Annotated in this window: 17 protein-coding genes and 1 CRISPR repeat array (1 of these 18 only partly in view); of the genes, 7 read left to right on the top strand and 10 right to left on the bottom strand. The window is 43.0% G+C overall.

Going from position 1 to position 23605, the window contains the following annotated elements; all coding sequences use genetic code 11:
- Window positions 1–7835: direct repeats of the CRISPR family, unit length 29 nt; unit sequence ATTTCAATTCCACTTGGTGCGATTAAAGG (it extends 636 nt beyond the left edge of the window).
- A gap of 215 nt (window positions 7836–8050) precedes the next feature.
- The 9 genes from cas2 to cas6 (ACFPFU_RS10915) all read right to left on the bottom strand — a co-directional run bounded on the left by cas2 (window position 8051) and on the right by cas6 (ACFPFU_RS10915) (window position 16442).
- The gene (cas2, locus tag ACFPFU_RS10955; RefSeq protein WP_377064412.1) at window positions 8051–8314 is read right to left on the bottom strand and encodes a CRISPR-associated endonuclease Cas2; all 264 of its coding nucleotides are present in this window, start codon (window positions 8312–8314) and stop codon (window positions 8051–8053) included.
- A gap of 99 nt (window positions 8315–8413) precedes the next feature.
- The gene (cas1b, locus tag ACFPFU_RS10950; protein ID WP_377064410.1) at window positions 8414–9418 is read right to left on the bottom strand and encodes a type I-B CRISPR-associated endonuclease Cas1b; all 1005 of its coding nucleotides are present in this window, start codon (window positions 9416–9418) and stop codon (window positions 8414–8416) included.
- 38 nt (window positions 9419–9456) lie between these two features.
- Complete coding sequence (locus ACFPFU_RS10945; RefSeq protein WP_377064408.1) at window positions 9457–9816, bottom strand: four helix bundle protein; 360 nt, start codon at window positions 9814–9816, stop codon at window positions 9457–9459.
- Window positions 9817–9941: 125 nt separating this feature from the next.
- Window positions 9942–10454 carry a CRISPR-associated protein Cas4 gene (cas4, locus tag ACFPFU_RS10940; RefSeq protein ID WP_377064406.1) on the bottom strand — a complete coding sequence of 171 codons (513 nt, stop codon included), beginning with the start codon at window positions 10452–10454 and terminating at the stop codon, window positions 9942–9944.
- A 195-nt stretch (window positions 10455–10649) separates the two neighbouring features.
- Entirely contained in the window at window positions 10650–11726 is a 1077-nt protein-coding gene (locus ACFPFU_RS10935) for a CRISPR-associated protein Cas7 (protein WP_377064404.1), read from the bottom strand.
- Between the two features lie 3 nt (window positions 11727–11729).
- Window positions 11730–13049, bottom strand: a complete 1320-nt coding sequence (locus ACFPFU_RS10930; RefSeq protein WP_377064402.1) for a hypothetical protein — start codon at window positions 13047–13049, stop codon at window positions 11730–11732.
- On the bottom strand, window positions 13046–15193 hold the full coding sequence (gene cas3 / locus ACFPFU_RS10925) for a CRISPR-associated helicase Cas3' (RefSeq protein WP_377064400.1): 2148 nt from the start codon (window positions 15191–15193) through the stop codon (window positions 13046–13048). The genes ACFPFU_RS10930 and cas3 overlap by 4 nt, the downstream gene beginning before the upstream one ends.
- A 3-nt stretch (window positions 15194–15196) precedes the next feature.
- Complete coding sequence (locus ACFPFU_RS10920; protein ID WP_377064398.1) at window positions 15197–15778, bottom strand: hypothetical protein; 582 nt, start codon at window positions 15776–15778, stop codon at window positions 15197–15199.
- Window positions 15779–15785: 7 nt separating this feature from the next.
- A complete protein-coding gene (gene cas6 / locus ACFPFU_RS10915; RefSeq protein WP_377064396.1) occupies window positions 15786–16442 on the bottom strand; it encodes a CRISPR-associated endoribonuclease Cas6 in 657 nt (218 codons plus the stop codon).
- A gap of 178 nt (window positions 16443–16620) precedes the next feature.
- On the opposite strand from cas6 (ACFPFU_RS10915), the gene ACFPFU_RS10910 reads away from it, so the two are divergent.
- Together ACFPFU_RS10910 and ACFPFU_RS10905 are read left to right on the top strand one after the other, a co-directional pair.
- Window positions 16621–16902 carry a hypothetical protein gene (locus ACFPFU_RS10910; protein WP_377064394.1) on the top strand — a complete coding sequence of 94 codons (282 nt, stop codon included), beginning with the start codon at window positions 16621–16623 and terminating at the stop codon, window positions 16900–16902.
- A gap of 32 nt (window positions 16903–16934) precedes the next feature.
- Window positions 16935–17105: a hypothetical protein gene (locus ACFPFU_RS10905; RefSeq protein ID WP_377064392.1), complete on the top strand. Its 171-nt coding sequence runs from the start codon at window positions 16935–16937 to the stop codon at window positions 17103–17105.
- Between the two features lie 126 nt (window positions 17106–17231).
- Here ACFPFU_RS10905 and cas6 (ACFPFU_RS10900) read toward each other — a convergent pair whose 3' ends face one another.
- On the bottom strand, window positions 17232–18026 hold the full coding sequence (gene cas6, locus ACFPFU_RS10900) for a CRISPR-associated endoribonuclease Cas6 (protein ID WP_377064390.1): 795 nt from the start codon (window positions 18024–18026) through the stop codon (window positions 17232–17234).
- A 416-nt stretch (window positions 18027–18442) separates the two neighbouring features.
- Here cas6 (ACFPFU_RS10900) and ACFPFU_RS10895 point away from each other — a divergent pair, with 416 nt between their 5' ends.
- The 5 genes from ACFPFU_RS10895 to ACFPFU_RS10875 all read left to right on the top strand — a co-directional run bounded on the left by ACFPFU_RS10895 (window position 18443) and on the right by ACFPFU_RS10875 (window position 23585).
- The gene (locus ACFPFU_RS10895; protein WP_377064388.1) at window positions 18443–19195 is read left to right on the top strand and encodes a GntR family transcriptional regulator; all 753 of its coding nucleotides are present in this window, start codon (window positions 18443–18445) and stop codon (window positions 19193–19195) included.
- A gap of 72 nt (window positions 19196–19267) precedes the next feature.
- Window positions 19268–20206, top strand: a complete 939-nt coding sequence (locus ACFPFU_RS10890) for an ROK family protein (protein WP_377064387.1) — start codon at window positions 19268–19270, stop codon at window positions 20204–20206.
- Window positions 20207–21967: a class I mannose-6-phosphate isomerase gene (locus tag ACFPFU_RS10885; protein ID WP_377064385.1), complete on the top strand. Its 1761-nt coding sequence runs from the start codon at window positions 20207–20209 to the stop codon at window positions 21965–21967. It begins immediately after the preceding gene.
- 75 nt (window positions 21968–22042) lie between these two features.
- A complete protein-coding gene (locus tag ACFPFU_RS10880; RefSeq protein ID WP_377064383.1) occupies window positions 22043–23437 on the top strand; it encodes a sugar porter family MFS transporter in 1395 nt (464 codons plus the stop codon).
- Window positions 23430–23585, top strand: a complete 156-nt coding sequence (locus ACFPFU_RS10875) for a hypothetical protein (protein ID WP_377064381.1) — start codon at window positions 23430–23432, stop codon at window positions 23583–23585. The genes ACFPFU_RS10880 and ACFPFU_RS10875 overlap by 8 nt, the downstream gene beginning before the upstream one ends.
- Window positions 23586–23605 lie beyond the last annotated feature (20 nt).

Here is a 23605-nt window from a genome sequence, read left to right as displayed (position 1 = left end):
TTTTCTGTATCTCATTTCAATTCCACTTGGTGCGATTAAAGGAAGCAGGAATCATTAAAAGTGAGGTGTGAAAAAGCCGATTTCAATTCCACTTGGTGCGATTAAAGGGTTGAAGCAACGGGGAATAAAAGTGGAGATCGTAAATTTCAATTCCACTTGGTGCGATTAAAGGCAGTCGAATGTACAAAATCCGCTGAAAGTCTATGAGATTTCAATTCCACTTGGTGCGATTAAAGGTCGGTCATAAGAAGTTAGACACCACGCTCAAGTATGATTTCAATTCCACTTGGTGCGATTAAAGGTGTCGGAAGTGGGATTGCCAGAAAACGAGATATGATATTTCAATTCCACTTGGTGCGATTAAAGGGAGCAGATGCACCACCTGGTAAACAAGATCTACACCAATTTCAATTCCACTTGGTGCGATTAAAGGACGCTACCGGTTTGCGGGAAGCACATCGTCTGGCGAATTTCAATTCCACTTGGTGCGATTAAAGGTTCCGCATTCAGCAGCAATCGCTTTGAGCATGCGATATTTCAATTCCACTTGGTGCGATTAAAGGCCCTCAACGGACAGACAATGAGCCAAAACCACCGTAATTTCAATTCCACTTGGTGCGATTAAAGGCAATACTTGTAACCTGAAGCAATTGCAAAACCCCGTATTTCAATTCCACTTGGTGCGATTAAAGGCCTAATTTGGTTAGGCATCTGTGAAATCTTAACATTATTTCAATTCCACTTGGTGCGATTAAAGGCCTCTATTTCCAAAATCCGGTGTACGGGCTTGGCCGATTTCAATTCCACTTGGTGCGATTAAAGGTGAAAAACCGTATTAGATTCAGCTATCAAAACGGTGTATTTCAATTCCACTTGGTGCGATTAAAGGTTACTATCATAACAAGAAAGAGGTATTCTTTTCGTAATTTCAATTCCACTTGGTGCGATTAAAGGTGCTGATGATATTTGGGATTATGTCCTGAAAAATTGATTTCAATTCCACTTGGTGCGATTAAAGGAGGGGGTGGCTGATTTTATGGCCGCAACCGTCACCGATTTCAATTCCACTTGGTGCGATTAAAGGAATCCGGTCTTTTCAAGGTCTCGAAGGAACAACTCTATTTCAATTCCACTTGGTGCGATTAAAGGAAGTTGTCCTCAAAGTATTGTTTAGCAACTAACCATATTTCAATTCCACTTGGTGCGATTAAAGGTAAACTGGCAGAAAAGCACGGTGTTAGATCCTTTGATTTCAATTCCACTTGGTGCGATTAAAGGCAAAAAAACCGGCCTGAATAACAGACCGGCGGGGTAATTTCAATTCCACTTGGTGCGATTAAAGGAGGAAAATGATTATCAAACCTATCTTGAAATAGGGTTATTTCAATTCCACTTGGTGCGATTAAAGGCCATTCTGGAATGAATCAATCATTTCACCCTTTACCATTTCAATTCCACTTGGTGCGATTAAAGGGCTTGAGGAAAAACTAAGCAAAGCCTTACACATAAATTTCAATTCCACTTGGTGCGATTAAAGGACTTAAGGAATGAATACAACCAGTATGCACAAACCAATTTCAATTCCACTTGGTGCGATTAAAGGAGGGATGCACATAGGATTGCTGACATGAATGATCAAATTTCAATTCCACTTGGTGCGATTAAAGGAACGATTCAAAGGAAATAACACTGTCTATATTAAGTCATTTCAATTCCACTTGGTGCGATTAAAGGTCCTTTTTTTCTATGTAATTAGATAGTTCATTCTTAATTTCAATTCCACTTGGTGCGATTAAAGGGTAAAAAGGAATTGGGTTTGCCACGTCAGATACAAATTTCAATTCCACTTGGTGCGATTAAAGGAATTGATGCAATAGATGCTCCATTATTTATAACTGAATTTCAATTCCACTTGGTGCGATTAAAGGAGACGGGAATTTGTATAAACTCCCGTTCGAAAGCAAATTTCAATTCCACTTGGTGCGATTAAAGGTAAACGGTAAATTCATAGATTTTCTATTTTCAAAATATTTCAATTCCACTTGGTGCGATTAAAGGGCTGGTCCAGTTGGCCAACAACCATCATACCGCCAAATTTCAATTCCACTTGGTGCGATTAAAGGGTTCCTCCCCCTTTAACATTGTACAAATTTGGCTTATTTCAATTCCACTTGGTGCGATTAAAGGTTTATGCAGTCGCTCACACCACTCATAGACTTTCAGATTTCAATTCCACTTGGTGCGATTAAAGGGAACCTATCGTCAACGTCCGGTCCGCCCGTACAGCGATTTCAATTCCACTTGGTGCGATTAAAGGGAAATTTGAATCCCTTGACGAAACCTATCTAAGAATATTTCAATTCCACTTGGTGCGATTAAAGGGCATGGGTTCCACTTCTAATTCAGACATATTCCTGTATTTCAATTCCACTTGGTGCGATTAAAGGCATACTCTTTCATGTAATGCCCTATTTTGTCGTCTTATTTCAATTCCACTTGGTGCGATTAAAGGAGCTATGAATATAATTCCTGTTATTCGTCAGTTGCATTTCAATTCCACTTGGTGCGATTAAAGGTAGACCAAGACGCGGAAAAAACGCTTTCAAAAATGAATTTCAATTCCACTTGGTGCGATTAAAGGCCACAACAAAGTGAAGGATTCCGAAGACGACAAAATATTTCAATTCCACTTGGTGCGATTAAAGGAGGACATTGTTTAATGTCTCTGTATCAAAGCTATGAATTTCAATTCCACTTGGTGCGATTAAAGGTCCGATACCTCCCTGATCGGGGTAGTGGTTTCGATTATTTCAATTCCACTTGGTGCGATTAAAGGTTAGGGAACCATTTAAATGAACCTGTGCCATCATTCATTTCAATTCCACTTGGTGCGATTAAAGGAAAAATTTATGAATAAGCTTTTTTTTATCATTTATATTTCAATTCCACTTGGTGCGATTAAAGGAGTTTGTTGAGGGTGTGTATAAAGAACTAGAGTCAAATTTCAATTCCACTTGGTGCGATTAAAGGTTATCTTGTGCCTGAGCCGCACAACATAATAGACGGATTTCAATTCCACTTGGTGCGATTAAAGGAAAAGCCATGAAGTATATAACAATGGCAGCAATGACATTTCAATTCCACTTGGTGCGATTAAAGGTTGAATATTCGTCCCACCACCAAGCCCTTCCCTTGATTTCAATTCCACTTGGTGCGATTAAAGGAGTGTCGGGCCATTTAAGGGCAAGCCGGTTGAATTAATTTCAATTCCACTTGGTGCGATTAAAGGTCTGTTTTTGCTCTTGCAATAAGGTTCTTTGTAACTATTTCAATTCCACTTGGTGCGATTAAAGGACATCGCCATTGTCATCCGTAAACCTGACCACCTTTATTTCAATTCCACTTGGTGCGATTAAAGGTAAGTATCCCAAAATAACTTGTCCGGTGATGCTGTATTTCAATTCCACTTGGTGCGATTAAAGGAAGGACGTAAACTTCAGTCAATCCGACTGCATTACCATTTCAATTCCACTTGGTGCGATTAAAGGAAATAATTGCGTCTTGTGAAGCAGACGGTGTTACACATTTCAATTCCACTTGGTGCGATTAAAGGAAATAATTGCGTCTTGTGAAGCAGACGGTGTTACACATTTCAATTCCACTTGGTGCGATTAAAGGCGGTAAAATGGGGCCATGACACCTATACAAAAACTAATTTCAATTCCACTTGGTGCGATTAAAGGAGGAATACACGCTTCCGGTGATACAGAAATCATCTATTTCAATTCCACTTGGTGCGATTAAAGGTAAACACCACCAAAACATATAGGCTTTGGTCGTTGAATTTCAATTCCACTTGGTGCGATTAAAGGATTGCCGCGGCTGGGGCTTCGGAGACCAGCAAGACAGATTTCAATTCCACTTGGTGCGATTAAAGGTATGTCAACTTCTTTTATCTTCTCTATGAGTGTTTCATTTCAATTCCACTTGGTGCGATTAAAGGCATTGCCTCTGATATTATCATAACCTTGGTTTTCAATTTCAATTCCACTTGGTGCGATTAAAGGTGGAACCGTTTTACTGCCGGGATTGCCTACATTGAATTTCAATTCCACTTGGTGCGATTAAAGGATGTGAGGATTATGAATGTGAAGAAGGCCCAACATTATTTCAATTCCACTTGGTGCGATTAAAGGTGTACCCAATATTTCTGATAAAGGAGCTAAATTCCTATTTCAATTCCACTTGGTGCGATTAAAGGGAGCTGACCGAAGCGTCGCTTCATAAATAAAAACAATTTCAATTCCACTTGGTGCGATTAAAGGGTAATCTTCCCACTCTCTATCGTCATCGCTTTGAGGATTTCAATTCCACTTGGTGCGATTAAAGGCAGGTGTATTATATAGGCCCATGTCGAAATGATTCAATTTCAATTCCACTTGGTGCGATTAAAGGCTTGCAGGAAGCAGGCTTAAACCCTAATCTTGTCTAATTTCAATTCCACTTGGTGCGATTAAAGGAATGTAAAAATGTTAACAGTAATCGCATTGGGAACGCATTTCAATTCCACTTGGTGCGATTAAAGGGAAACGCCCTTCAATTACCGTGTTTTCGGAAGGCAATTTCAATTCCACTTGGTGCGATTAAAGGACTTGAACAACACAAGAAAGAGTGGGAAGAAACGAATTTCAATTCCACTTGGTGCGATTAAAGGCATCTGAGAAATCCTAACAGTAGGACTGCTAATTTCATTTCAATTCCACTTGGTGCGATTAAAGGTATTATCGCTGTAATGGTTTGTAATATTCTTTACAAATTTCAATTCCACTTGGTGCGATTAAAGGCCGGCACCGTTGCTTCTTCCGCTGCCTCCTGTTCCTATTTCAATTCCACTTGGTGCGATTAAAGGCGTTGTTGTGGTAGGCCATCGGAGTGGTCATGAACAATTTCAATTCCACTTGGTGCGATTAAAGGGTGGTTATGTAAGCATGAGAGAATGTAGCCATCAAATTTCAATTCCACTTGGTGCGATTAAAGGCGTGAACATTGAAAGTCTTTAGGAGGTGCTAAGGCAATTTCAATTCCACTTGGTGCGATTAAAGGTACTGAATCCAATATACTTGCAATATAAGCAAATTAATTTCAATTCCACTTGGTGCGATTAAAGGATGTGACTGCCCCAATCCACCGCTATCCTTAGCGGCATTTCAATTCCACTTGGTGCGATTAAAGGTTACCAGTACTTCCAGTTCAGGACCGCCCTTGAATAATTTCAATTCCACTTGGTGCGATTAAAGGCCGGCTTGGATTTATCCACCAGGTATTTTCCGGCCTATTTCAATTCCACTTGGTGCGATTAAAGGCGGACAAACTTTTTTGGGATACATACGATGAAGACTAATTTCAATTCCACTTGGTGCGATTAAAGGTTATTGCTCATACGGATCAGCCATTCACCGTCTGTTATTTCAATTCCACTTGGTGCGATTAAAGGTTCGCTGACTATGCGGTGCAGCATTTCCTATACAGAATTTCAATTCCACTTGGTGCGATTAAAGGTGGAAAAATATTCCTTCTCCATTTTCTCCCTAAATCATTTCAATTCCACTTGGTGCGATTAAAGGTCGCCAGTTCCAGTTCGTCCGCCCGGCTGGTATCATATTTCAATTCCACTTGGTGCGATTAAAGGTTGCTTGTCTGAATAGGCATGGCGTCTGTAGCGGTTTATTTCAATTCCACTTGGTGCGATTAAAGGTATCTTCATCGATTTCAAACTGTGTGCGGCAATCTGATTTCAATTCCACTTGGTGCGATTAAAGGGGACCTGGGGGAGGCCGCAAGTGATCTGAATGTGAATTTCAATTCCACTTGGTGCGATTAAAGGCCAAGTGTGTCAATTATACCGTGACGATCATATACAATTTCAATTCCACTTGGTGCGATTAAAGGGGGTGCGGGTTTTTGTCAGCTGCTTTCCCTGGTACCATTTCAATTCCACTTGGTGCGATTAAAGGATGAAAACAGGATAGGTCTCCGAACACAGTACCCAAATTTCAATTCCACTTGGTGCGATTAAAGGAAACAGATTTAAGATAGGTTAGATGGGTGTTCCACGATTTCAATTCCACTTGGTGCGATTAAAGGGCAAATGTGACCACTCAGCCCCAGACATAACGATATATTTCAATTCCACTTGGTGCGATTAAAGGCTCTACAGCTTCCAGAACCTCAACGGCGTCATCTGTATTTCAATTCCACTTGGTGCGATTAAAGGCGTAAAAAATAGACATAGGGTCTATCGGTATCTCTAATTTCAATTCCACTTGGTGCGATTAAAGGTTTGGAAAAACCATCTGATTTGGGTTATCCGGATGAATTTCAATTCCACTTGGTGCGATTAAAGGCATCCACCTGAGCGGAGAGCGTTACTTAAGATCGGTATTTCAATTCCACTTGGTGCGATTAAAGGAACGCGAATACCGTTGTCTCGCTTTCAAGTCCAAGGATTTCAATTCCACTTGGTGCGATTAAAGGGGGTAAAAAGGGAGAGGACGGGGTTTATGTGAACATATTTCAATTCCACTTGGTGCGATTAAAGGAGGACCTGAGGGAAGGATAAACCCCGACGGATCCTTATTTCAATTCCACTTGGTGCGATTAAAGGACTTTAGGAAAACCCGTTTGGTGGACAGGATCCGAAATTTCAATTCCACTTGGTGCGATTAAAGGATTGGTCCCTGTTTGAAGGGTATTCGCAACACGCAAATTTCAATTCCACTTGGTGCGATTAAAGGCCGTTGAATGTCATGAGGGTGCACTGGTAGAATTTCATTTCAATTCCACTTGGTGCGATTAAAGGTTTTTGATTCCAGCTGCTATCGCCTCTTCTTTGTCGATTTCAATTCCACTTGGTGCGATTAAAGGTACTATCATTTCGTCATAGTTCATTTTGTTTTCAAATTTCAATTCCACTTGGTGCGATTAAAGGCTGACCTTAATTTCAGAAGATGAAAACGTGGCTGAAATTTCAATTCCACTTGGTGCGATTAAAGGATTCTCTTCCCGTATCGGCCACATAGACCGATTTTCATTTCAATTCCACTTGGTGCGATTAAAGGCTGGGTATCGGTTATGAAGACAAGCCGTCCCATATCATTTCAATTCCACTTGGTGCGATTAAAGGAGGAAGACGGGGTACAATCCGGTAAAGTGGTACCGAATTTCAATTCCACTTGGTGCGATTAAAGGTATTGATGGTAAATATGGCGAATGTTGGTTAGTTGAATTTCAATTCCACTTGGTGCGATTAAAGGTGAATTTCGGTTAATGAAAAATTGGTTCATCGACCAATTTCAATTCCACTTGGTGCGATTAAAGGTTTTCGGTCGTTGAAAAAATCGATGGGCCGGTCTAATTTCAATTCCACTTGGTGCGATTAAAGGAATCAGGAGCCGCGCCAGCGGGCAGGTTTTTAATCAAATTTCAATTCCACTTGGTGCGATTAAAGGCTTGTAACACAGCTTTTCGCAATCGGAATGAGCTTCATTTCAATTCCACTTGGTGCGATTAAAGGCCGGCACACAGAGCCGTGAAGTGATCCGTGAACTCCGATTTCAATTCCACTTGGTGCGATTAAAGGATTTGTTAGATCAGCAGTAAATCAAGTTGGTCGTGAATTTCAATTCCACTTGGTGCGATTAAAGGGTTAGTGCTTGTGCATAACGTGATGCAGCTACCAGAATTTCAATTCCACTTGGTGCGATTAAAGGTCTGACCATACCATTGTTCATGACTTCTTTCCATTCCATTTCAATTCCACTTGGTGCGATTAAAGGCCGTCTGGCCATGGGATAAAAATAAGCCTAATTTCTTGAAAATCGAGGTTTTCTGCCCGGAAATTTCCCCGCTTTTGTCGTCGATGCCCAATAAACTGATTCTATATGGGGTCCGACAACCTCCCCGCCGGCACCGTCAACCCGGATTTTTGACATTATTCCCTGCATGTGCTCCTTCAAAACATGAGAAAAAGCAACCTCCGACGACGTTCTTCTCACAAAAATGTATCCAGGTCGTTTTTCTCCTGGCCAATGATTTCCTTTTCCAGCCACTTCGCATCCCGGCTCTTGAAAATAATCAGGCTGTCTTCTTCCTGCTTCATAAATTTCTTCGCCTTTGCTACCAGCTCCTTCAATTTTACCTCCGTCATCTCTCCTTCGAAAACAGAATTCTGGATCCAGTTCAAATACTGCCTGCAAAGTTTCAGCATCTTGCCTACCCTTTTTTCTCCTATATCGTAAACCAGGATGACGTACATATGTGATTTGGTGATTTAGTGATTTGATGATTTAGTGATCTGGTGAGCGGTGATTTGGTGATGTTGGGAAAGTTTTTTGGGATAACAAGAGCTGTTTTATTACCACCAAACTTTAAAAGGCTTATATTCCTCTATTCCCAACAAATGTTTGCTCAATTTATAGCATTCCAACTTTACCAAATGTTTATAGCTCACATGTTTTTTCAATGTTCGGTGCTTAATGGTCTCGTTTAGCCGTTCCTCAAAGGCCTTGATAAATGCCTTCTTGCCGGATTCTTTCAAAATCACCTTGTTGACATGAAAGTCAAAATCGCCGGATTTCACCTCTCTTTTGTTCAGTACCCTGAATATTGTCCGGTCCACCAGGATAGGCTTGAAGATCTCCGCCAAATCCAGGGCCAGGGAATACCTTCTATAACCCGGTTCATGCAAAAAACTGATGGTCGGGTTCAATTGGGTATGGTAAATCTGGTCCAGACAAAGGGTATAACACATCATGTTGCCGAAAGAGATCAACGCGTTCACCTCGTTCATCGGAGGCTGCTTGCTCCGCCCCTCCATAGCATGGTCCTTCAACACCAAATCAAAAGCCCCATAATAGCACTGGCGGATATTTCCCTCCAAACCCATCAGGGAAGGTATATCCATACAGGAGCTAATATTCTCGGAAAATCCGTTGATATAAGCAATACAGGTTTCCAGATCCTTGCCCCTGTTTTGGTAATACCGCAAATTCTTTAAAATATTGAATGCCGCTCCCTCTATCATCCGGGCGGCGATAAACTGTCGCTTTTTGGGAGAAAGGTAATGCTTCGTCTGACTGATCTGCATTTTGCCGGCCAATAAGTATTCCTTTGCCTGAAAACTCCCCGTGTAATGTTCATAATAATCGAAAAAATGTACGCTGATGCCATGTTTGCCCAGAAAATTGTACATGGCGCTGTTTGCATCCAGGCTGCCGAAACAATACAGATCGGAGATCCCCTCAACCGGTAAATACTTGGGTGCCCCCTCCCTCCCCGATTCATCGACCGGAGTAAATTTGAGCGTGTTGTCTTTGCGGCTCAGTCTGCCGGGATTGAAGAGATAGTAGGTTTTTTTCATTTGGTGATGTAGTGATATAGTGATCTGTGATCGGGTGATCAGGACTTGAATTTGGATTTGAAGGAAGACATGACTTTGAGGATTTCTTCCGCTTCCTGGTAAAGAGGGGCGATTTTTTCGGTCGTAATAAATTCTCCTTCTAGCAGTAGTTCCATCCAAAACAGACTCTCGTCAGCCTCTTCCACTACTATACACAGCTTGGCAAATCTCTCCCTTTCCGATCTGGCGCGGCATACTGCTCTGAAATTAGCCGCCGTTGATGTCACTGACCGGATCAATTGTTTCCTGATAATTCCTAAGGCATCACTGTATTTGATCTCTTCCGATTCCCGCACAACCTTTAAGGCCAAGGCTTTAGTCCTGTTTCTGAAAACCTCATTAAATACATCCTGTTTCATGAAAAATCTATTTATATGGTTTTAAAACTGATAAACATCCAAAATCGAAAGCTTTATCACTACATCACCGATCACTGATCACTAAATCACCGCTCACCAAATCACCCAATCACTACATCACTATATCACCCCATCTCCTCCGCTGCGTAGCAAAAATCATAATAACTGCACTTCTTACAAATGGACTTCTTTTCCAGTGGCGGGCAGCTTTCGTTGGCCAGGATTGCTTCTGCTTCCGATACCCAGCGGAGCACGCTCTCTTCGTCACCTTCTTCCCACTCCACGGTTTCACGCTGTTTCATCCTAGGGTATTCGATGATCGCGGTTGCCCCATCTATGCCGTTCTTCTTTAAGATATACAGGTAATATTTGACCTGGGCAATATGGGCATGCTCCACTTTGTCAGATTTCTTGACTTCATGGATCACCTTGTTTTTGGCGTCGTAGAAATCGATTTTGATGCCGTCGATGGCCAGTTCGGTATACTTCCTGGCCCTATCCTGATAGCTCGTTTCTCCGATCAGCTTGCCCTCGGCCACGGTATCTGAAGTATGCTCCATCTGTATGCCATGGGCAAAGAGCCACAATTTACGATGGCAGGTGTGGAGGTAGGCGATATGGGTCCCGGTAAGTCTCATGTTTTTGAGGTATTTTACTTCATAACTTTTCGTAGACAGTGTTTTAATTCGCAAAATGTAAATTACAAAATGTGAAATGGGTAATAGTGTAGGGATGTCTGTTTGGTTTTGGGGATATTGTCAAGGCAAAGTGAAATACTCAATATAAAAATGAATCAACCAGATGAGAGTCATCTGGTTGATTGACAATTAAAATTATTTCACTAATTGGCTTTCATAGTCAAATGCACTCAGCAGATCTATCAATTTCTGTTCTGCTTTATCCAGTGCATTGGCAGTTTCTCCTTTGGTCTGAATGTAGCCACCTGCTTGCAAGGTAATAAAGGTTTCTACACCTTTTAGATTTTCATCTACAATCGGATCAGCTTTTCTGGAATCCTCTTCAGAGAGTTTGGCCCGTATGCTGCCTGCAACCAGGTTAGCATTGTCACTGATCGCTAAGGCTAATGTGTCCATCAAGCTAAATGTTCTAGATTGATTGGAAGTGATTCTCCAGTTGATAATCGCATGAGCCAGACCGGCTATCCATTTTTCCCTAAGAGGTTGAGGGGTTACCAGGCATGGGCCAAATACATTTTCCGATTCTATCCACTTTTCACTTTTTAGTTTTTCAACAGTTGATTCAGACATTTCCGGTTCATTAGAATTTAAACTTACTGAAAACAATCTTCTTAAATCAATGGCTATATCAAAGACAAAAAGACCAGTGGCTCTATTAGCGGGATTTAGCCATTTTCTGCCCAAGCTTCTATCGGTGTTACCCTCTACTTTTAGTAGCTCTGCTATTTCAGTTTCTGAAAGTTCTTTACCATCAGCTCCACGAATAATCACCTTATTATTAGGGCGATCACTTCGGTCAAAAGTTCCTGCCTCTCCTCCTCTGATATCAATTCCAGCCAACAGCGGATGAAGTGCTCTCATGGCCGAAATCGACAAAGGACTTCTTCGCTTAAGTGTTCTTTCACCTCCACCTTTAATGGCTTTCATCCAACCACCAAAAAGTTGATCAGGATAAGTAGGGTCACAGGTTCCATATACTTCACCTTCACCTAGTTTTTTCTGCTTATCCACATCAAAAAGAAAGGTAGTCGGAGATGGGGCAATGTTGAGGCTTTCACAAGCCGATTCGAGCAATGACCTTTTTACTTGCTGGCCACTAGAGAATGGGATGGCTCTGCTGAACTGCTGATCAAAATAGGTTTTTTGGCCATTTGCTACATTAAAAACGGTATGCTCGGCTCTTTTGAGTGTACGGATATAAATAGTGTTCATTTTTTATTTAGTTTTTCGTTGAAGATAAGTGTAGTCAAATTTTAGAAGTGTGCTGAAATACACGAATTCTTCATTCGTCATTAAGTGAATTTCATTTTTTAAACTCTTGATGTCTTCCAGATGGGTTTCATCTGCATCTGATACCATTGCTGTTAAGTGTTCCAAAAATTCCTTTTTGGATTTCGTGTCAAAAAGGTTTTTGTCCACAAGAGTAACTCTGGACATTCCTTTTCCACCATTCCGATACGTTTGAATGATCTTGGCCATTTGCATCGTATAGTCAGTGATTTCTTCTTTGTTTTTAGATAACATTGCTATTAACCAGGTTTTATATGCTTGATAATTGATTAAATCTTCTTCTTTCTTGATTGTGAATGTTTTGCCTTCTTTCATGTACTTGACGAGACTGTCGGGACGCAGGGCGAGAAGTCCTATACTGCCTAATTCACAGGCTCTTTTGATATGCATACCAAAAAGACTCTCGAATTCCTTCGGATTGGAATATTTTCCTCCAAATAGCTGTTGGTATACGTCTTTTAGTCTTGTGCCTGATTTAAACTGAAAAGGAATAAATCCAATAGTTTTATTCGTCTGACCAAACCCATAGACATAGCCCATTATTTCGGATTTGGGAAATTGTTGGGAAAGACTGAAAAACAATTGTGACCAATTGACGGTGTTTACTTCTGCCAGCGAAGTATCTACCTTAAAAATCCCCTCATTATCGAGTTCTGAGAAATCAAAATCTTCTCTGAACTTATCCGGATCCATCGAGTAGGACAGCCACTGCCCATTCCAGGTATTGATCTGGTTTCCTCTTAGCTTTTCCAGTGTAGGATCATTCAGGTATTTTCGGTAAACTTTCCAGCCTTCAAAGGTTTGAAGGGTGATTTTTGGGTCATCAAATAGAATCGTGAAGCCCCCGGCGACGCCTATACCGAGGCCACTTCCAATCCATGACAGATACACTTCCTCTTCGTCAACTGGAATTACCAAGTCACTAACCGATCCTGATGTACTGGCATATTCTTTGGACTCAGAGGCAGGGAAACCCAGTGCAAAACTGGCATCAGGTATTTCCTTTCCTGCTTTTTCATAAAGCGCTTCAAGTTTTTCAATCCGTTCTTGTTCATTCAGTAAATGAGGCTTTTGTCCGGACTTCATCTGGACAAAAGGCGAATTTGTGACCCATTGCATGTATTTAGAGTGGTTATAAAATAATTCCCAATATTCTTTCTCGAAGAATTCTTTCGGGGAATAGTATTTCCTGTACTTTTCGTTATAGGCACTCAAGAATGTTTTTCCAACTACTGAGGTGATCATAACATTTGGTTATTAGCGTTAAAATTTGATTCACTGACTAATTTTAAGTCCAAGCCTGATTCGAAGCTGTACGCTTCGTCAGGTATAATGAAGGGGCGGTTGCCTTTTTGCGATTGCCTCATTTCCCGAACACTGAAGTACCTCACGGGTATCTCCATGTTTAGCCTCGTTTCAAAGTAAGAGTTATCATAGGCCTCCTCGTCACCCTCGGTGATGCAGGAAACGGAATCGATATCAAGCAACTCAAAAAGAATCGATTTACTCCTATGTGTTAACAGATCAATATGGACACTTCCATCCGCTTTGAAAATTGCATGTTCCTCTATGTTCATAAAATCTATCTCAGGGAAAACCTGGTCAATCTTCTTCTGCAGGTGCCGTTCTTTTAATACTTCTCCATCAGGAAGCACTTCAAATGTCCGGTTCAGTACCACCAGGTCATAGGGTTTGGCTTCGCGCTCATTTTCAGGTGGAGCGACGACATATACTGGCTTGGTTTGCCCGATAGTTTCTTTGGATCGTTTGCGGTTGATACGGCCAAACCGCTGGATCAACGCATCGATGGGAGCGCATTCGGTGATCATCACATCAAAGCTGATATCCAGGCTCACCTCCACTATTTGAGTGGACACAACGATACAGGCCTTATCGCTGGTGTTGAACCGCCCAATATGGTTACCCTCTTCATCCAGACCTATCAATTCCTTTTCTTTTAAATTTCTGTCCCCTCGTTTAAAACGACTGTGCAATAGCAAGATATCAATGTTTGAATATTGCTCGGTTAGTGAGCGATAAACCTCCTGTGCCTTCGCTACTCGGTTACAAACTATCAGTACCTTTTCTTTATCTGCCACAGCCTGATCTATCACCGTATCTGCCACTGCAAAACTTTGTACTTTGTGCACGATATGTCTGTCAAACTGATCCATTTCTTCATCTGAAAGTTTGACTTCCTGTACATCCTCCCCCAACAAATCAAGGATTTTCTGGTACAGTGTAGAAGGCATAGTGGCGGTACCGATGTGTATGCGGCAACCAATGGATTGGAGAATTTCCACAAGTTTTAAAACGATGGCCTGAGAGACGCCTGTGTAAGTGTGTATCTCATCCAGAATGATATCACTACCTTTCAAATCGAGCAGTAGTGACTCAAAGCCTTTCATTCCAAAAGCAATGGCAGCCAATTGATGCGGAGTAAGTATCTTGATAGAGGAACCAAACAGCGGCTGCAATACGGCTTCTTCTTCCAACCCATTTCGTTTCACCACGCTGGAAGATGCATGTAATACCCGTATGTCCAAATCAGGGTTTTTGTCTTTCAGATCTTTCGCTATCCGCTTGTACATCGCATTGATGGAAGCCTGAAAAGGCAGGGTATAGAAAACCCTTCCATGGGTACGTTTGAAAAGGAAATCTGTCTTGCCCGCTCCCGTACAAGCTACTACCAGAGTATGTTTTTTCCCCGAAAAGGTAACTTTTTGCGAGAGCGGGTAAAGTTCATGAGCACGGTTGAAAAAACGGAGGTCCGGAGTTTTGAATGTCCTTGTGAGGCTATGGTCGGTCTGATGGATCAACGCGGATGCAAAATGATCCGCTCCCATCAGAAGTCCCCGCCACGCTGAATAGCCCCGCTCTTTGGTCTTCCTCTTACAATAGCGAATTACCAGAGCCAGATTGTCTCTGGCCATTTCCTCATCAAATGAAGAGCAGACTATGCCCATTTCGTTCAAAAGATCAAAAGCTTGGGGACTCCATATTTCCCATTTTCCAATATGAAAATCTTCATAATCGTACCCATCTTCTAAATCGAGTAACCCTTTTCCCCCCGCATCCCGGCGAACAGATTTATGGTGTCCCACGACCATTTCGATCAAAGCCTCATAATCAGCTTCGGGGAAGACTGATAAAAAAAGAAGGGAAGTGATTTCATGACGAAGCACAGTACCGTTGCTGTCTTTTTCTTTCAGCCGCTTCTGGAATCGTGGGTGAGCTTTTCCAATATCATGCAGTATTGCACCTTTGAAAGCCAACTGTTCATCCATATTCAAATGTCTGGCAAACGTCTGAGCAGCACTGGCCACATGCAACAAGTGATCCTTCAAAGGCGTCCATTCAGGGGCGGATTTGGCAAAGAGCTGTTCCATTGGTTAAGCGTTTACTGGTTGTCCAACTACTCTAATCCATCCATACATCGGCTGAAGGTTTGTTCTATGGTGTCCAACTAAAAAGGATCTGTCATTTTTTTCAAAAACGAGCTCGTAGCCAGAGAAGAGTTCTTCATTGTTTTCGAATTGATCTTTTGTGGATTCAATTATTTCATTTGGAAAAAGGATATCTTCATTCCGGCACAGACATACATGCTGTGAGTATGCTGACTCGGCCTCCTTCATTGAACCAAATGCTAGATGTAAGACCGGGTTTTGCAATATTCCACGTTGTAATACAGCAGTTGGTCTATCAAATAGAAATTGTTTTCCCTTTCGTGTTGAATTCCACCCTCTAGTTTGAATTACTTCTTGCTGATTGGTGATCTGGTCGTATGACAATCGGTGTCCCAGTATTTTTTGGATTCCCGAAGACGTAATAAGAAACGGAAACAACTTCTTTTCGATCCCTTCCACAATCGAAGGCGTCAGGAACTGTTGACTAAAAGTTTCACTGTCTCTAACGGCTGTCCAAGGCTTGATAAAACCAAATGGACCAGCGTACTTTACAACATAGTATTTCATTTCAAAATCATTTTAAAGCGCCAAAACCTATTCCTGTACTGTTTCCAATCCCAACATTCCAGGCAAAGGCTATTTGCTCCGAAGTTCCTTCTATAATCACAGGACAATAGCTTGCTTTGCAAGCAATACCATTATAAACAATATGTTTCGTTTTGGGAGAGGGGTATGATCTGTCAAAATAGACCTGAACCCCTTTATGGGAAACACCTGCTTTCTTCATTTTGGTCTGAAGTGTATGCGTCATTAACAGATCGGTTTCCTCAGTATCAAAAAGGTAAAATTTTATTTTTCCCGCTTCAGCTCTTTTTACGAAAATCGGACTGGCCAAATAGAATTTTTCTTTATGGGCAAATTTTGGTTCCTCACAAATAGATATACTTTCCACTGCCATTCCAAAATTGACCTCGGGATCTTTCTGAATATTCCTAATCAGAATTTTTAATAATGCAAGGTCGAAGGCAGCAATATTCCAAGTCGCTCCGTTTCTGAATTCCAACCCTCCTTTTACTCCTCTTCCCCCAATTAACCAAGAAAGGGAATAAAGAGATGTCTCATCATGAATTTGATTTTCTCCAAGCCACTTGTGAAATGTCCCAACGAGATTCCTTTGATAATTATATGGAACCAAACTGGTGTTGGGGGTTAGATGAATTATTATTTTCATTGTATTTCCTTTAGTACTGTAAGTTGTACATTTAAATTATACATTTTTATTTATATTTACAATTGAAATCTAAGGGAATTGAAATTTAGTACTGTAGGTTGTTGAAAAACCTTTAATCGCACCAATCTGGATTTCCCAGGGGGCCAACCCCCTGGTTCTATTTGAAAATCAATTTGATATGGATATTGACTTGGATTTTTCTGAACTGTACCACAATAGAGGAGATTACCCGGATAAAATTTCCCAAAAAGAGATATTGTCTGTTTATACGAACCCCAAAAGCAGGATACTGGAGCTAGACGGTTATCCCAAAACTGAATTGTTTCATCTGATATGTGGTTATGGGCAATCCAAGCGGATTCTATTGATGGCCGGAAAATTCGAAAACAACAGGATAAAAGTTTTACAGGTAAAAGTAGCCGAAGAAAATGAGATAGAAAGATATTATTGTTCTCGCTAGGCTTTGCATCATTTTTGTATATTTGAATTATCATGATCTCAAAAAAGGAAACAAAACATAAAAACAATTCCGAAAATCCGTTTGTAAACGCTTTCTCCAAAGAAGAAAAGGAGAAGGTATGGGATGATTTGAAAAACAAGGCTAAGCCTGTCTCCCGAAAAGAATTTTTGAGAAAATTGGACAAGTTTAAAAAAGGGAAGTAGCTGCTTCTGCTCATGTCTTTTGTTGAAGAATAAAAGTCTAAACTTAAGGAAGAGATTAGATCTTTCAAGAATCCAGTTTTTTCCAAAAACGAATAATTCCTTGTTATTTGAAGCAAATTCATATTGTTAACTATCTTCAAATTCCCTCACCCCCACACACCCAAACCCCTGACTGTTTAAATGGCCGAAGCCGGCGTGGTAGCCGATTTCGTGCAGCTCCACCGGGGCGGTGAGCTCAAATTCATACAGGTAACCTACCAACTGGCTCTCCCCGGGAGTGTGCTGCTTGATCCTGACGCCGTTTTTGTAGATCTTTCCCCGAGGTACCATTTGGAAAGCATCCGTGTCCATAGTCAGCCCGTCTTCCCCCATTCCCGCCAAGGCCCCGGCCTTGGAGACCAGATTCCGAAATACCAATTCCGCATAGGCTTCATCACCTGGATGCAGATAATCCTCGCCACCGTCGGGCCGCTTCCGCCTCACAAAAACGGGCGAAAGGCAGCGGTACCGCATGGTTTCCCGGAACAGCGGGGGAGCCGTGGCCTCTATATGGCTCACCCTGTAGGACACCCGGCTGATCCTGTCGCCCAGCTCAAGCTGCTGGTCGATGAAAATGCCCCTGACAAATTCCTCCGCAGCCCGGTCCATCAAAAATCCGATCTCGAAGCTGGCACCACCGCCGAAATGCTCGATCCGTCCGGCATCCCGCACTACCCTGTAACCGTTGAAACCGATCCTGGAAAACGTAAACAAACGGAAACGCTTCCCAAAGGCCAGGTAACCCTCCCGGTGAAGGAAACCACTGAAGGCGCTGTCGGCCCTGTCTATGATTTTGTAGATCGCAGAGGATAGTTCATACTGATAATTGATAGGCAAAAAACTGCCCTTACCCTGCCGGGTCAAGTGAATCCTGAATCTCATAAAATATACCCTTTAATCCCACAATGCGTGTTGCCCCTTTCACAAAAGATGTAAAAAAGGAAAGCAATCTCCGGCAACCCTTGCTGCCCTAAACCGATAGTCAAAAAAAGGTGGCTGTCTTCTGACTTACTAAATTAGTGAATCAAAATTTCCCAATCAATACCCTGATCGGGGTATTTTTTTTGCATTTTTTGTCGGTTCATCCCTTTTTTGGGAACAAAGCGCGTCTACGGCAAGCCATGCCGGAAACGTAAAAGAATCCCCATAAATACCTGATAACCAGGTATTTTGGTGTCCGTCAACGTCAATTCAACCTTCCGCTCCTTCTATTCAGTCGAATCAGGAAGCGTTCAGTAATCAAGGCCGGAGGGATCAAAAAATGATAATATTGGGTTTTTTTATAAAAGTTCATATGTTTGAACAAAAATACCTACACCTTGAAAGATTTGCAGATAGACCACTTCAGTGCGGTTCCCCTCCATGTACAGGTTGAACAACTCCTCAGGGAGATGATCAACAGTCCGGAATACCAAAACGGAAAACTGTTGCCCAAAGAAACGGACTTGGCCAAACGGCTGGGGATTTCCAGAAACACCATCCGGCAGGCTACCAACAAGCTTGTTTACGAAAACCTGTTGGTCAGAAAAAAAGGAGTCGGTACAAAAGTCGTCAAGGGAAATGTTTCCACAAAACTGGACAATTGGTTCAGTTTCTCCCGGGAAATGCACAAAAAGGGTATCGACTTCAAAAATTACAGGGTGAACAGCGAATGGGTTGTTGCCGACAATGAAATAGCCACGGCATTGGGCATCAAACCCAAGACAAAAGTGTTGAAGCTGGAAAGGCTGAAAGGCTTTAATGACGGGCCTTTTGTGCATTTCATCTCTTATTTTCACCCCAGGGTGGGACTGACAGGCGAGGAAGATTTTTCGGGATACCTGTATGATATATTGGAGAAAGACTACCACACCATACCTTCCGTCTCCAAAGAGGAAATTTCCGCCATCCTGGCAGATGAAAAAATCTCCGGTATACTCGGGCTGGAAACCGGGGATCCGGTGCTGTTCAGAAAAAGAATCGTCTGTGATCCGGGAGACCGGCCATTCGAATATAACCTCGGATACTACAGGGCAGACCGTTTTAAGTATACGATTGACATAAAAAGATAATTTTTGTTTGACCCTATGGAAATATTATTTACTTTCGAAAAGTAATATGTTCATACATACCAACATGTTAATATGAGTTGTACAGTCGGAGTGGATATGGGTGGCACCCGGATCAAGATTGGCCTGGTTGAAAATGGAAAAATCCTCCATGCCACGGGCATAGATGTCCATTCAGCGCTGCTTGAGGACCACCTGATTGACTTACAGGATGCGATTCAGTCACTGCTGTGCCATACCCCAAGGCCGTTGCAGGGCATAGGCATTGCCTTTCCCAGTATCGTGGACAGCGTCAATATGAAAATACTGTCCCGCTATACGAAATATACCGATGCCCACGAAATGGATTTATCCGCTTGGGCAAAGCGCAATTTTGGCGTGCCCCTGATCCTAGAAAACGATGCCCGCGCAGCTTTGATAGGCGAGTGGCAATATGGAGCAGGCATGAACTGTAATGATTTGGTTTTGATCACTTTGGGCACGGGCGTGGGATCTGCCGTGATATTGGACGGAAAGCCGCTGAGGGGCCGGCATTATTTTGCGGGAAACCTTGGGGGCCATATGACCATCAATTTTGACGGCAACATCTGTAACTGTGGTAACATTGGCTGCCTGGAATCAGAGGCATCTACCTGGGCTTTGGCGCGGAAATTTGGTACGGGAAGCAGCCTTACAGGACTCAAAAGTTTCCCCCCATCGAAGCTGGACTTCGAATATATTTTTGCATCGGCAAAATCCGGCGATGCGCTGGCCCGCGGGATCAGGGATGAATGCCTAAAAGCATGGTCACTTTCGGTGATCAACCTCATCCATGCCTACGATCCTGAAAAAGTTGTCATCGGCGGCGGAATCATGAAAAGCAAGGATGAAATTTTGCCCTTCATCAGAGAGATGGTTACCAAACATTCCTGGTGCAAAAACGGTGACATCAAAATCGTCTCGGCGGGACAGATAGAATATGCAGGCATCCTGGGAATGGCGTATTTGGTAAAAGCATTAAAAAACAACAGATAGATGATAAAATCGAATTTTGATAAGTTCCCGGTTATAGCAGTCGAAGATCAGGAAGACCATTGCCATACAGGCTGGGACAAGATTTGTAAGGCCATTAACGAAAAGATCATTCATAAAAGGAAAACCAGCGGGAAAGTGCTGCTGATAATCGATTGCTATCAAGGGGTGTATCACGAAGACCTGGCATCAAATTTTAGAGAAAGGTTGAATTATAATCATTTCCTCCATACCCATGATATTTTTAAAAGCGAAAAGGACATCAGGGAAATGATCCATCCCGACCTAACGGACGACCGGATTTTTGGAAGGATAACCTCGCTTGATATTCATGATTACTTCAAAGCACCGGCATTTGAAAAGGCCAGGGCGAACGTCGCTGGTTTTGACGGAACAATAGTTATCTACGGAGAGGGCGCAGCAGCGATTGCCGGGCCGGGGGATATCCTGGTTTATGCTGATATGGCCCGGTGGGAAATCCAGATGAGAATGCGCAGAAACGAAGTGGACAATCTTGGGGTAAACAACAGAAAAGATGAGTTTTCCCTACAATACAAACAAGGCTATTTTATCGATTGGAGGGTTTTGGACAAACACAAACAGAGTTTGATGGACAAATGGAATTATGTTCTGGACACCAACAACCGTCAAACGCCGAAACTGGCTCCTGCCGACGCAGTGATGAAAGGCCTTGAAATAGCCTCCAAGAGCCCCTTTAGGGTGGTGCCCTTCTTTGATCCCGGGCCTTGGGGCGGGCAATGGATGAAAGAGGTATGCGATCTGGACCGGTCGGCTGAAAATTATGCCTGGTGCTTTGATTGTGTGCCGGAAGAAAACAGCCTTTTGTTGAAATTTGGAGAGCTTGTTTTTGAAATACCCTCCATCAACCTTGTATTTGCACATCCTGAAAAACTGTTGGGAAAACAGGTTCATCAAAGATTCGGAAAAGAGTTTCCCATAAGGTTCGACCTCCTGGATACCATTGACGGGGGTAATTTGAGTCTTCAGGTGCATCCCACAAGGGAATATATTAAGCAAAAGTTCGGACTCGAATACACCCAGGATGAAAGCTACTACATGTTGGACGTCAAAGATGATGCAGTGGTGTACCTCGGCCTCAAGGAAGGTATAGATCCTGATAAGATGATCGATCAACTGGAAAAAGCCCAAAACGGCAGCTCATTCGACGCGGATGGTTTTGTCAATAAGTGGAAAGTGAACAAACACGACCATGTCCCCATTCCCGCCGGCACGGTGCATTGCTCTGGAAAAAACAGCATGGTGCTGGAAATAAGCGCAACACCGTATATTTTTACCTTTAAACTCTGGGACTGGGACAGACTGGGACTGGATGGCAAACCCAGGCCCATCCACATCAATCATGGAAAGCACGTGATCCAATGGGACCGGACTACCGAATGGACAAAAAAGAACCTGCTGAATGGTGTGGAAAAAATAGCCGAAGGAGATGGGTGGGTGGAAGAAAAAACCGGGCTTCACGCTTCCCAGTTCATTGAAACCCGGAGGCATTGGTTCACCAAGAAGGTGTACCACGATACCGGGGGAGGTGTGAATATCCTCAACCTGGTCGAGGGCCGGGAAGCCATTGTGGAAAGCCCAACGGGTGATTTTGAACCTTTTGTGGTCCATTATGCAGAAACATTCATCGTCCCGGCAGCGGTGGGTGCCTATACCATAAAGCCACATGGGGAATCCGAGGGCCGGAAGTGTGGTACCATCAAGGCTTTTGTTAGGATCGAATAAATAGATGACAAATTTCTGAAGAAAATATTCTGCTATTTATACCTGAGCCAGTATAACCCTTAATGACCTGTACCCATGAAAATCGAAGAAGCGAAAGCACCTGAGTCCACCGCATCGAAGAAGACCCGTTTCAAATTTGTCATCATGGTCTCTTCCGTGGCGGCATTTGGGGGCCTGCTGTTTGGCTACGACACGGCCGTGATAGCAGGTGCCATAGGTTTTTTACAAACCAAATTCGGACTCAGCGCCACCATGACGGGCTGGGCAGCATCCAGTGCCATTTGGGGCTGCATCCTGGGCGTGGTAAGCGCAGGTTACATGAGCGATGCGGTGGGGAGAAAAAAGGTGTTGATTCTAAGTGCCATCCTGTTCGCTGTTTCGGCTGTGGGCTCGGCCATTCCGAACAACCTCACCCAATTTGTCATGGCCAGGTTTATTGGCGGAATCGGTGTGGGCGCCGCTTCTATCCTCTCACCGCTTTATATAGCGGAAATTGCCCCTGCCGATAAGCGGGGCTTTTTGGTCACGCTGTATCAACTGGCCATCGTCATTGGCATCAACCTGATTTATTTTATCAATCTGAAAATCGCGGGGCTGGGAGATGAGGCCTGGAATGTGGAATATGGCTGGCGGTACATGCTGGGGTCGGAAGTTATTCCTGCCTCCCTGTTCTTTTTCATGCTCCTTTTTGTTCCCGAAAGTCCCCGTTGGCTGGCCAGCAAGGGAAAAACGCAGCCGGCTCTGGCTATTCTGGAAAGGGTGAATGGAAAAGAACAATCCCTCAAGGTACTGAAAGACATCCATGACGCGCTCAAAGAAGAAAAGGGAACCATAAAGGAATTGTTTTCCAGAGGATTGAGAGCCGCGCTTGTGGTCGGAGTGGTACTGGCCCTGTTTTCCCAAATCACCGGTATAAACGCCATCATCTACTACGCCCCGGAAATACTCAAAAGCATCGGCCTCGGCAGGGATACCGCTTTAATGCAGACCGTCATCGTCGGTGTCACCAATACCTTGTTTACTTTTGTGGCAATAGCTTTCATTGACAAATTAGGAAGAAGGACGCTTTTAATGTGGGGCGTATCGGGCATGATCATTTGCCTGTTTGCCATCGGCACGCTTTTTTACCTAAACTGGAGCAGTGGGCCTTGGCTATTGATTTTCATCATCGGCTTTATTGCTTCATTCGCCTCCTCGCTCGGCCCCATTCCCTGGGTGATGATATCGGAAATATTCCCCACAAAAACCCGGGGGATCGCCATGTCTTTTGCCACGGTGATTTTATGGATCGGGGTTGTTTTGATCACCCAGCTCACACCCATGATGCTGGAAGGTATGGGTGGAGCCTTTACCTTCTATATTTTTATGATCAATGCCGTTGTATTGTTGGTCTTTACGTATCGATTGATACCGGAAACAAAAGGCAAAACCTTGGAAGAAATTGAAAAAAGCTGGAAGAAAAATGGCTAGGCTAAGCGATATATCGAATGACTGGATGCGCTCTTTGTGGGGCCTGTTCCTCTTCATGATCTCTACCTACCCGGCTTCTTCCGAAGTGACGCTTCCAAAGTTATTCGGGGACAGGATGGTGCTTCAGCGGGAAAGGCAACACCTATGAAAGAAAATTTGACGCAACTA

The organism is Negadavirga shengliensis, assembly GCF_042652345.1.
In the GTDB taxonomy this organism is placed as follows: Bacteria; Bacteroidota; Bacteroidia; order Cytophagales; family Cyclobacteriaceae; genus Negadavirga; species Negadavirga shengliensis.
The sequence above is the reverse complement of the archived record's forward strand: the minus strand, read 5'-3'. Positions and strand labels throughout refer to the sequence as shown.